This window comes from Vibrio sp. J502, from assembly GCF_025397955.1.
Taxonomy (GTDB): Bacteria; Pseudomonadota; Gammaproteobacteria; order Enterobacterales; family Vibrionaceae; genus Vibrio; species Vibrio anguillarum.
The window spans coordinates 961,532-974,765 of the sequence record NZ_CP104554.1 but is presented as its reverse complement, the minus strand read 5'-3'; the positions used below and the strand labels follow the sequence as shown (position 1 = coordinate 974,765).

The following is a 13,234-nucleotide window of genomic DNA, read 5'->3' as shown; positions in this document are numbered from 1 at the left end:
CATAAAAGACATGATTACGACAAGCTAAACTTCCCGGTATTCACATCCGACCATGCGGCCATAATCGCTTGCTGAGGCTGAGAAGCTAATCCATCCATAAAGTTGCTTTCTCCCACCTTAGGCGCGAAGGAACTCATCGCTTGAATGAGATTGTCTAACGCATTATCAGTCAAGCAGGTATATTCCTGCTCGCCTTGAGCGTCTTTTTCACCTAAACCGATAATAAGTTTGGCTCGATTATTTGCAAAATAATCATTGAAAGTAACACAACCTAACGCATCAAATAGCGTTTGATCGGAAGAGGTATCAGTATGGCGTGCCATAGAGATTTTCAGATCGTAACCACTACGCTCAAACCATAAACGGTTCCAATCAATACCGTTGAAGATGATGTTTTCACCTTGGCGAATATCTTCAACCACGTTATCGATCACCTCACCACTGACCACAAAACTGTCTACGCCAGCACCGCCTTTGAACGTATTTTGGTAACCCCCAAGCACCATGACATCGCTACCTTCACCACCGTTTAATGTGCTGAATTTTGAGATGGCGGCGGCAATTAAGTAATCCTCGCCCTCGCCAGCATTAATCGAAGCATGGTAACCCATCAGTTTGACTTCATCGTTTCCTTGGCCAGCATCAATTCGGTTGTGATTGCCAAAGACTCTCGCAAAGTCATTGCCTGCACCAAGATCAAGTTGGTTGTTATTACCGATGGTTACAGCAAAGTCTTGATCGTCTCCCATGTCCACACGGTTGAAGTTACCTGAAGTGACCGCATAGTCATTACCTGACCCCATGGTGATCTCACCACCTTCGCCAAAGACAAAGGATTGATCATCACCCGCGCCCATAAAGACGTGGTTAATGCGTCCGGCCACAACTGCCGTATCATTACCATCACCGCCGAACATCATGTTCTCGCGACCCATTAAAACGCCCATATCGTGGCCTTCACCGCCGGTGAAAATATTGGAGACTCCCGTTGCGTAGAACACATCGTCTCCACGTCCTCCCCAGAAGTTATTATTGTCGCCTAGATAAGCGCCGAGATCTTTACCGTCACCACCCCAGTTGAAGTTGTAATTACCCAGAGAAACGTTCATATCGCCATCCCCTTGCAAATGCCCACTGTTACGAAGGAAATCAAACGTTTTATCCTTCATATTGAGCAAATCGGCGGTGAGATTCTGCTTCAGATTACTGACCAATGATGCCATCTCTGCCTGCTTATCTTTGCTAAACATGGTGGCAAATAAATTGGGCAAATTGAGCGCATTAAAACCAAATGCGCGCTCTGGTTTGGTTTCTTCAACAGTGGCTGATACGTTTTCCGTTGCCGCAGGCGCGCCATTGAGAGTCACTTGCGCTGTATCGTTTTCCTCTGGTGCTTTCTCTTTCAGTCCATGACTTTCAGCAAAGGATTGAAGACCATCAGCACCCATATCGATTCCCGCTTTGAGGCTATCTAGCAATTTTTCTGGGTCAGTAAATGCGCTGAGCTGCTCACCACCAAACTCGCCAATCACTTCTAGCATCTCTTTTAAAATGGCAACGCCATCTACCGCTTCATCAGTACGAGAGACTATTTTGCCATCAGCGGTGTAATTGACACCGAAGATATCACCTAAAGTCGTCTCTGCACCGACCTCAGCAAATTTACCCAGCAGCTTATTCTTAAGCTGACGAGGCAAGTCTTGCGGATTATAGGTAAAGGTCGTTTGAGCCATTCCCGTTGCTGAGAATTGCTGGGTTAACAGGCCAAACAATGAACCGAGATTGGTATCCAAAATCGCTTGGATGTTGTCTCCGAACATAAAGTTCCAGTTGCCCGTGGTGACCTGAATATCGGCTCCTTGACCACCGACCGCGAAGTTAAAGGCCAACTTCTCGTTCATTTGACGGAACTTATCCGCACGGCTCATCTTGCCAGTATCATTATTACTATTGCCACTTAGCCACTGGTTGTACTTTTTATTCAACGTTGCTTCAGCGTCAGACTTCAAGCCGCGGCTGCTGCGCTCATTCTGAGAGTCCAAATCAACCAAACTGGTGTAGTCAACACTGCTGGTTTGATCGAGACCAGACATCTCTTTGACAAATTTTTTCGCACCAGAGAGTGTCCACTGCTGTTCTTGAGCCGCTAACCAATCGGCACCCTTTCCTGATTGTGCGATGCTTTGTAATACTCCTGAAATACGTGATGCACCATCAAATGGATTGACCAGTGGCGGTGTCGGGATCGACTTATCCATCATCACAATCAGATCATTACTTCGACCTTTGTTGAAGCTCACGTTTCGATTACCGATGAACATTTGTGCACCTTCTAGTGCCTGATAACCACCAATATCGAAGCTGTGCTTGCTCTCACCATTGCCAATGTGAACCATGACGTTATTGTCACCAAAGGCCAGCGACTTAAAGCCACCCGTGCCGACTTTAATGCCCACGTTCGATGTGCCCCAGTTCACTGCCGTAAACTCACCATCACCCACATTGACTTGAATGTTACCTGAGTAGCTGAGTTTATTGTTTGCAGAAGAAGATGAGGTTTCTGTCTCCGCTTTGCGTTTTTCTGGCGCATCAAACACATCATTGTTGTCACCGATTGCACCACGCGCTGGCTCGTCAACGTCGCTGACACCAATACGAGAGAGATCGATGTCGCCTTCCGCAATACCGTTGCGAATACGTTCATCCTTGGCAACAACTTCACCTTGCTCGTCCCAGCTTAGCGACACTTTGTTGTTTTCTGCTTTTTGGACCCAATCGCCATTCGCGTCCTTGGTATGTTTACGCCCTGCCTCGTCTACGGCCAGTTCAGAACTGCGTACAGAGACATCGACACGAAGACCATTCGCATCCATCGCGTTAATAAACTGATGACCAAAGCCTTTTTGCTTATCGTCACTCACCAAAGAACAACCAACAATACTGATATGATCAGGCTTATTGTTGATGTTTTCCGCTTGATTAAACGACTGTTGGAACTTGGCCAATTTCACTGCCAGCTCATCAGCACTGTAGCCACTTAAACGCGTGTTGTTACTTTCTGAGTCATCTCGGCCATGACCTACTAACTGCCAACGTAGCTTTCCATCTAGCTTTGACGGATCGCCATACACCACGCGATAGTTGCCGTCTGAATCGATCTGCACCACCACACTGCTTTCTGGGTGCTTACCCGCAAGGTTCGCAGCGGCTTTTGCAACGACATCATCGTTCTCCATTTGCACGATGATTTGACCATCAAAACGGCTTTCACCGCCGTCCGCTGTCGGAGTCACAACAACATGTTCCCAGTCATTCACATTTTGGTTGTGAAGTATCTTTCCACCAGCCAATGCTTCTTTCGTATCATCTACAGCTTTTGCATTGCCATCGACATCTAAAGCACCGGGCTTTTTAATCGGTGTAGCGTCAAACACAGGTAAATCGAGGATCCCCTGCATGGTGGTCTTATCACCAAAGGTTGGCTTGTAGCTTGCTAACGTGTTGCCATCCATTACCACCACGCGGTTGAAGATTGCTTCACCTGCGTCGTTTTTACCCAGCTTATAGCTTTGAGCCATGTTCAGATCGGACTTGCCGAAGAAACGCGTTAGGTAGTCGCCAAACTTCTCTGCTGATGAGAACTCAACAATACCAGCATTTGGATCGTAGAAGCCGTAAACACGATCGTCGCCTGAGCCTTTTGCCCAAGCTGCCATCGCATGCCCCGGAGCATCAAGTTCCAACAACACAGGTTTGCCGTTAGCCGATGCATCAGTGATTTTCTCAACCACACCGTTTACGGTCAGCGCTTGCTTCCCTTCCAGCTTTTCCTGCCACACTTTCATCGACGTATCATGCATTGGGTTCTTCGCATGAATGGCCGCTAAGCTGCTGAGCAACTTGCTTGCATTGGCTTTTTCACTGTCTGAGTAAAGGGTTGGATTGCTCAGCACCGCTGCCGCAGAGTACATCTTCTCCAGCAGTTGTCTTGCCACGCCAACTTGACCATCGTTTTCCAGCTGTTTCGCAACCAAAACGAGTTTAGAAAGTGGATCACAACGTCCACCAAAACCGTCATTCGATAGGTTCAACAGCATTAACTGTGGCGCGAGCTGTTCAGTCGCTTTCGCATCCACCACGCCAGCAGAAGCAATCTCACGGAACAATCGGTTGTACTTCTCAGACTTGTTCTGGAACGTCACTTTCAGTGCACGACTTTCGATTTCCCAAGCAAGCGCACCTTTTTGCTCTGCGCTCCAGTTGCCTTTAACAAACAGATCCACCAGTTGCTTGATGCTCATATCTGAGCGGAAGCCGTCAACGATCTCCTTCGCATGGTCGTTTTTGTAACCATTTAGGAAATCTTTAGTGGTACGAATGTCTTTCGATTTACCCGGTACGCTCGTATCAGGTTTCAGCGCGTCGCCATAGCGTTTAAAGTCTTTCTCTAGCCCTTTCAGCACTTCGCCCGCTTCTACCGCTGCTTGCTCTGCATTAAACAGACCGGAGACAATTTGATCCGCGTACTGCCCCATCAAGCGGTTGCTCGCTTCGAGGCCATAGAAGGTTTGTTCACCCGTGACGTTGTAGCCAGCAATCGCGAGTTTAGCTCGTAGCTTCTCGCCTTCTTCGCCTAAACCTTCGTTGTCCGTTAGCATCAGAATCGGCGTCTCTTTTGGCAAGCCTTTTAGGTTCTTCTCCACTGAGAACTGACCGTTAACCGCTTTCGCGATAGCCCCTACAATGCCCGCTGGATTCGCCACTTCATGAGCGGTGATGGCTTTGGTCATGCTTGGCATAGGACGGTCAAGCAATAAGCCAGACACCGCTTGGCCATTTTGCGCGGCATAACGTGCTAAATCTGCGGCAATTGGACCACCCATTGAGTAGCCGTGAATGATGATGTTGCTTGGGTCAATACCCTTGTCATTCACTAGGTAGTTGAACATGGTGCGAGCATCTTGGTACAAGCCTTTTTCGCTTGGTCCGCCGTCGCTTTCACCATAGCCACGCAGGTTGACTGCGAGCATGTCGATACCTTGTTTCTGGTAGTGGCTGCGAATCGCACTCGCTTGTTCTTCAGAAGAAGAACCAGAACCGTGCAGGAACAACACGACTTTACCGCTGGTCGCGCTCGTTTCAGTGTCGCTTGATACAGCTCCCTGATGATAGTACCCCGTTAGACGGCCCGATTCCCCTTTCAAGGTGACTTTCTGCGATTCACCTTGTTCTACCGCATGGTCAAGTAGGGTTTGCGTGATTTCGCCAATCTTACGGCGAGCTTCTTTATCGCCATACAACTCGTTATTGAGGAAGCGAGTCAATGGGCTCAGAGATTCTTTATCGCGCGGTGGCGTACCATCATTTTCGATGGCGACGGTTTCTTTCTGCTTCTCGTTGCCTGATAGAGCATCAAGGACATCGCTTACTTGATGACTTTGCTTCTTAGCCACGATTTCTAACTGGGCCTCTTGTAACGCTTGACCAAAGTTAAATAGCTCTGTCGGCGTCCAAACACCAAACTTAGGCAGCCATGTGTGACCAATGAGTTTATCTGCCCCACCCGCTTTCAACACTTTAGCGACCGTGCTAGAGCAGTTTTTGGTGAGCAGTTGATAACGCGCATCCGGGTCGTTACTTAGACGATGCCATTCTGCCTGCATTGCCGCAGTATTAAGCCCTTCTAAGTTAATGCGGAATACACGGCCTTCATCCGCTTGGCTGGCCTTAAAGGCTTCGATTTCTTCCAGCGCTCTTTCAGCAAACTGACGAACCACATTATCGATGCGTTTTTCCACCAGGGCAGGATCGCCACTCGCTTTAGCTTGTTTCTGTAGCTCTTCGGCAAAACGGTTTGCTACATCCATCATGTCGTAACTGGTGTCATTCCACTGTTCAACGAATGGTTGGAATACATGTGCTGGAATGCCTGTCATTTCAAGTATATCCGGCTTGCCCAGTAGCACACTCGCGTAACCTTCAGAAACGTCTTTGTACGAGGCATCAATACCTTTAGCGGCATTGAGTTTTTCGATAAAACGTTTCAGCTTAGTTTCGCCATCATTCAAACCAAAACGGTCGTTTTCTTCCGATGCCATATCATGCTCAAGTGTGTCATTTTGATGAGCTGGTTGGCTAAAGTCGCTCCAACGCAATTTAAGATCAGGCTGATCTTCTGTTGCAACGTTGAAGATATTACGGATATTGGATGACTTGCTACCTAGTGGCCACCAACTCACATAATTCTGCTTGTTGAAATCAGCCGCGGCTTGACCTTCAAGCTGCGTGCGACCTTGGCCAATTTGCAATGCGGCGTGACCTAGTGTGCTGTGATCACTCGGCTTCCAGATGTACATGGTCGCGCTCACTGGCGACATGTGCTGTTCAATCGCTTGGTGTACTTTGTTTAACCCAGCGATATCAATACCTTTACCATCTTTTGCAAGATCGTTTGCAGAAAGCCCTGCGAAGATAGTATCGGCAACAACTTGACCATATTCATGACTTACGGCTGCTTTTACTTTTTCAAGTACAGCATCGCTACCGCCTAGCTGATCGATATTGGCAAGATTGCCTTTGCCCTTAGTGACGAAATCGCCGTTTCCGTCGAGATACAGATGTTTGCTCTCTTTCAAGTTGGCGTTATCAAGCTGGTCATACAGACGGCTAAAGCTATCGTGAGTTTTGATGCTTTGCTCTGCGACAGAAAGAACCGAAACTTCCTCTAAACGCACATTCACTTGGTTTAACAGTGAACTCATAGCCTCAACGCGGCCAGAATCGGGGTGACCGAGTACATAACCTTCAATCTGTTTACGTAGGTTGAGCAGTTTTTCCACAGATTCCAGTTCATAGTCTGCGTGTTCAATCGTACTCGCATGGTACTCAGTCAGAGCGTCGATCACTTGTTGGTAACTTTCACCACGGATCTTCCCTGTAACACTGGCAGCATCGAGTAATTCGGTGACAGACATCAATTCTGCTTTGGTGTTGTACTTCCAAGCACCCTCTTCTTTTTGTGCTAAAATTCGCGTGCGGCCATCGTGATGCGAGAGCACCTTGTTATCCACTAAGAACAGCTCATCTGGCATCTGCTCGAAGTTGTCAAAGTTTGCCAAGATAAAGCGCTCAATGGATTTTTGTTGAGCTGCATCTTCTGGGTTATCAAGCAGAATGGTCTTGCTCTTTCCATCGGTTCCCGGCCAGGAGCGAACTTCAAAACCTTCTTCGCCTTCTTGCACTAATAGATTTCGTTCGGCACGAAGTGAGTAGAATGGCAGAGAATCACGTAACATGTTGTCGATGGCGTTACCACCCAATGCTATATCACTGGATGCCTCACCAAGACCTTCAAGATTCACCCCAGAAATGCGAATCTCTTTTCGAACCACATCCTGAGACGCAGTGGTTGGCACAACAATGCTGTCGCCGTTTGTCTCTGTGAACATCGAAGTGACAGAACTACCCGTATTTTTCGCTCGAATTCCTGCGTTAATTTGCAGACGGTTGACTGCATTGGTCGCACCTTCTAAGGCTTCTAGCTCTTGCTCGCTCAAGCCTTCGCTAAAGCGGCCATCAGCGTTTGCCTGACTGTCAGCGTTGATATGGCCCGCAGCACCAGCGGCTTCGACGCTATGTGCTTGACCCGCAAGGCCGCTGCCCGCAACACCTTGACGATCAGGGCGATCGCTTTCGTTTTGCTTAGCCCCTTTCGCATCATTCTGCACTTGGTTGGCTTTATTTTCCGCGTTCATCGCATCGCGATCACCACGCGATTGCGCATCGTTTGCGGCACTGTGTGCGTCAGATTCGGCTTGTTTCGCATCGTTGCCTTTTGCTAAAGCATCATCTTTACGTTTTTCAGCATCAGTTCTAGCATCATCAATGTCTTGCTCTGCACCCGCCAGGTTTTGCTCACCTTTTGCGACGCCCGCTTCCGATTGTTCAACCGAATCTTTGACTTTGTTTTGATTGTCCGCGTGCGTCTGTTTCGCGGCAGCAATCTGCTCACCAGAAACCTGTTTTGCGTTGTCCAATTGGGTTTGAACACCATCAAGCAAGCCACCGGCAAAATTGTTACGCCATTGGTCGCCCGACTCGCCAGTATGCGTTGCTTGGCTATCAAGCACATCAAGACCTTGCGCCAGTTTTGTCAACTCAGCCGTGATAGCTTCTGATTCTTCTTGCACCGCATCACGTTGAGCTTGACCGTTATTTCCTAACGCTTGTTGGTCGGTAGATTCCAGTTGGCTTTGCGAACCTGCGACGGCATCGAGCTGTTTCTGCTTTTCTTGTTCTAGACGCTGGCGATCCGCTTCTGCGCGCTCTTTGTCTGATAGGGCATTCTGCGACGCTTGATTTTGCGTTGCATGCTCACTCACCGCATTAGTTTGCTGTGGCGTTTCTGATTTCGCAACTACGTTATCTAAGATATAGCCCAACCCATCATTATGGCCTGTTCCTTTGAATTCGATACGGTTGCTGCCGGCATGTGCGGTCAGTTTTAAGGTTTTTTGCTGCCAAGCAGAGGCGTCACCAGACGATGGGAAGACGACTTCGCCGTTCCAAAGAACTTCAATGCCTTCGTTATTCGATAGACCTGCACGTTTTGCAAAATCAAAGCTCACAGCAATGACTTCGCCTTCCGTAAGATCGGTCAGATCTTGATAGAGACTGGTGTTGGTGTAGGTATCCAGTTCCGTCACACGTGCGCCGTGCCCTTCACCATTCACGCCATAGACGTTGCCCGAATGAGAAGCTTCAACACCGTGTGTCGATTTCCACCCTTGATCACCTTGCTCAAAATCACCATTCACAATGAGATTCGGAGCTTGAGTTTGATCAGAAGAGCCGTCAACGTCGAGCGCATTTTGCATCTTGTTGAGATCTGGGGTATCTACCTTAGTGACACTGCCTGTAAGGCTATCACCCAAATCAGAGCCCACTTCTTCAATCGCCTCCATTTGGAAGCCATCCAGCTTGGTGATTTCAGGTGTCGCAATCGCACCACGGCCTTTATGCGTGCCGGATGATGATGCTTCATCGCCTTGCACTAAGTAGTTGATTGCTTGGCTACCACCTACACCAAGTACGGTTTGCTTGATGTTATCAAACAGGGCTGAGAGCTTGTTGCTACTGGTGTTGCTCGACGCGACCGCCAAACTGTAGAAATCACCATTACCGATTTTGATCGCCACGTTGTTTTGAGCGTAAGAAGCATTAACCCCTAAACCATCACCAACATGAATATTAGCGTTGGCTTTACCTTTCATGACCGCGACGTTCAAACCATCGCCGATTTTGGTATTGACGTTGTATTGGCCCCAAGCAACATTGACCGAAATACCGTCACCAACCACGGTGTTAATATTGGCATCCCCATAAGCGGCGGTGACGTTTAGGCCATCTCCCACTCGAGTCGTTACGTTCGCTTTACCTTTCGCGGCGGTCACCTGCATACCATCACCGACTTTGGTGACGATGTTGCCCTTACTCCAAAGTGCGTTAAAGCTATCGCCATCACCCACTTGAGTCACGATGTTGGCTTCACCTTTGGCTAGCACAACATTTCGGCCATTACCCACTTTGGTGATAACGTTGGCTTTACCCCAAGCACCGGTATAATCATCACCATCACCCACATGGGTAATGATATTGGCTTGACCTTGCACGACAGAGACTTCTTGACCATCGCCCACTTTGCTGATGACGTTGGCTTCACCTTTGGCAAAATTATAGCGATCTCCATCACCTACATGAGTAAACACGTTAGCTTGACCCCAAGCCACGTTAACACCCAAGCCATCACCGACTTTGGTAATAATGTTTGCCTTGCCCTTGGCAATACCAATGGTCGTGCCATCTCCGACATGAGTCATCACGTTGCCGATATCGGAAATCAACAAACCTACCGTGGTGCCTTCGCCCACTTTGGTGAGGATATTGCCTTTACCCGCCAATACAGCGGCGGTGGTTGCATCACCGACATGAGTCACGACGTTGGCTTTCGCCGCGGCCACAACACCCATGAAATCATCACCCACTTTGGTGACGATATTGGCTTCGCCCAGTGCTAACACGCCCGTTAGACCATCGCCGACATGGGTCATAATGTTGGCTTTACCGAACATCGCCGCCAGCGTTGTGCCGTTACCGACTTTGGTCATCACGTTCACTTCGCCCGCAAATATTCCTAAGCTAGTTCCATCGCCGACATGCGTGTAGATGTTTGCTTTACCGACCATCAGCGCAGCGGTGAGATCATCGCCCACTTTGGTCATGATATTGGCTTGGCCAATCATCGCCGCAAACGTGCTGCCGCTACCTACATGGGTAAAGATATTAGCGTTACCCACCATAGCTGCAAGTGTGGTTCCATTACCGACTTTAGTTGCTATGTTGCCTTTGGCTAACATAAGCGCCACCGACATGCCATCACCGATATGGGTGAAGACGTTAGCTTCGGCCACCATTAACGCGAGAGCATCACCGTTGCCCACTTTGGTAAAGACGTTACCAAGGCCGCCCATCAGTGCCCAAGCATTCCCTTCGCCCACATGGGTAAAGATATTGCCTGCCCCAATCATGACTGCAATGGATGTTCCATCGCCCACTTTAGTGAAGATGTTGCCTGCGGCGCCCATTACACCAAGGGTTTGGCCATCACCAACATGCGTTAGCACGTTGCCAACACCAAGCATAATGCCTGTCGTGTCGCCATTCCCGACTTTCGTTAGGATGTTCGCGCCGCCTACCATTACGCCAGTTGTGGTGCCATCACCGACATGGGTAAGTACGTTAGCGCCTCCGCCCATCACAGCAAGGGTGTTGCCTTTGCCTTTTTTGGTGAGAATGTTGGCTCCGCCTAGGGCTACCGCTGTGGTGTTCGAGGTTTCGTTGTCGCCGCTGATGTGGGTAATCACGTTTGCGCCGCCCAGCATACCTGCGGTTAGATCGCCGTCACCCACTTTGGTGAGCACGTTCGCGCCGCCAGCCAGTACCGATGCTACATCACCTTTACCCACTTGCGTCATCACGTTGAAGCCGCCCGCCGCTAACCACAAGCCGTTGCCAGAGCCAATTTGGGTATGGGTGTTGTAACCGCCGAGCATGACGACACGGCTGTTACCATTACCTTTGTGCACGGAAATATTGCCGTAAGCCAGCAAATGCGCAAGGTATTGACCATCGCCAATACGAACCAATACGTTTACCGCGCCGCCCGCGTAAACATCCATCTTGCCTTGCTTACTTTGGTGAACCAACACGTTCGCCAAACCCGCACCGCGGAAGGTAAGATCCCCTTCCTCGCCACTTTTGACAATCACGTTAGCCGCGCCAGCACCGTTAAATTCAGTGTTACCGAACTGAGAGCTATGCAGGATCACGTTGGCAAGACCGCCACCGTTAAAGTAAACATGACCGCGTGTTACGTTGGATTTAATAACGTTACCGCCACCGACACCATTGAAATGAATATCGCCAGAGCTTTCACCGCTATCGCTTACGGGTTTGAATAAGGTTTGATCTGTGGATTCATCGATATCAGCCACGGTTTCGCTGGTACTTCTTACCGTGTTAACGCTGTAATGCAAGTCGCTGAGCGAGTAACCCTCTTTGTCCATTGCGTGATATCCATACGCAGACGAAATATCTTGGTTAGCTAAATTGGCAGTGTGATCACCTTCTTTATACCAAGAGCGAGCTTGATATTTCAGCGCGCCGGTTTCGGCATCGTTCGCCAGTTCAACCACAACGATTTTCGTGTGTTGTCCCAGCATTTTAGCGTAAACATAAGTGTTGGGTTTGCGGTTTGATTTTACCGCTTTGACATCAACCTTAGTACCATCAGCAAAAATGGCGTAACCACCCATTTTTGCATCCGACAATGATACATCTTTCGCATCAATCACCACACCATTGGCGTAAGTCACCCACTCATATTCAGTCAAGCTTTTCTCAACCGCATGAACAGTCACTGATTGCTGATGTTCAATGGCAATATTAGAAAGGGTGCAACCACCGTTGACTGGATTGGACTCAAAGCCACCTGAAGAAGAAACATCGGAATGAGCAAGATCGGTTAAGTGATTACCCTGCTTGAACCACGCCTCTGAGTAGTACTTGAGTTTGCCGGATTCGGCATCGTTATAGAGACGGATTTTGTTGATTTTGGTGTAATGACCATCTGCAATAGCAAACAAATAGGTATTGGGCTCTCGCTCTGATTTTACGGCGTTAACCGCATGGAACTTGTTGCCGTTATCAATCGATAAACCGTGCATCTGTGCGGCAGTGAGAACGATCTCATCCGCTTTGGCATATTCCATACCTTGAGCATCAAAGTCGCCGCCACTACCTTTACGAGTAATGGTGTTATAAGCACCGCCGCCCGAGAAGTGAATATCACCATGTGCCACATCAGAGTAAAGGCTGTTGTAACCACCCACACCTTCGAAGCGAATATTACCGCGTGTTTCGGTATACACATCGTTCGCATTGTGCGTACGCTCAATTCGGTTGGATGCCCCGGCACCCGCTAGGGTAATATCCCCAACCTTGCCTTTGCGAACCAAATGGTTATCCGCACCAGCTCCACTAAAGTGCAGGTTACCGCTTTCAACACGTGAGCTAATACTGTTAGCAACTCCCGCGCCGACAAAACGCACATCACCTTGAGATCCTTGATACTGGTTAAACCAAGTACGATCGATTTTATTGCCCGCACCTGCACCTTCGAAACTCAAGTTTCCATGATTGGTTTCATGCCAGATAGCGTTGTAGCCACCAGCACCTTGGAAAGAAACATGGCCTGATGACCCTTGCCGCTTAATGTGGTTGTAAGCCGCAGCACCTGCGTAGCTGATGTTGCCATGCTGGCCGTCATGACCAATGTCTACACCAGCAGCAGCACCTGAAAATGAGAGATTACCGTCTCCGTTTTTCTTGATATTAGCATAACCCGCAGCGCCTCGAACGATCAGGTTCCCCGTTGTATCCTCAACTTTTAGATAGCCGGCCCCCGCCGATACCGTATCGTTACCTGAACCGGTATATACCGTGGCTCCGAGCGACCCCAGATGAATATGATCATCTCCGCCATAAGCATGAATTTTGCCGCCCATACCGATGGCAACAATGTCGTTATTTCCATCGTCGGCGGAATAATTTCCGGTGAAGAAGTATTCGACACTTCTCCAAAATGGTTTTCCCATAGACTGTGGCTCTTATTGTT

The 13,234-nt window shown here is 48.8% G+C and carries 1 protein-coding gene; it reads right to left on the bottom strand.

Annotated elements, in window-relative coordinates; all coding sequences use genetic code 11:
- Window positions 1-14: 14 nt before the first annotated feature.
- The gene (rtxA, locus tag N5E84_RS04635; RefSeq protein WP_069211968.1) at window positions 15-13,214 is read right to left on the bottom strand and encodes an MARTX multifunctional-autoprocessing repeats-in-toxin holotoxin RtxA; all 13,200 of its coding nucleotides are present in this window, start codon (window positions 13,212-13,214) and stop codon (window positions 15-17) included.
- Between the last annotated feature and the right edge of the window lie 20 nt (window positions 13,215-13,234).

Bases quoted from the DNA above. Each gene is read 5' to 3' on its own strand.
- rtxA (WP_069211968.1), bottom strand. From the start codon at position 13,214: ATGGGAAAACCATTTTGGAGAAGTGTCGAATACTTCTTCACCGGAAAT.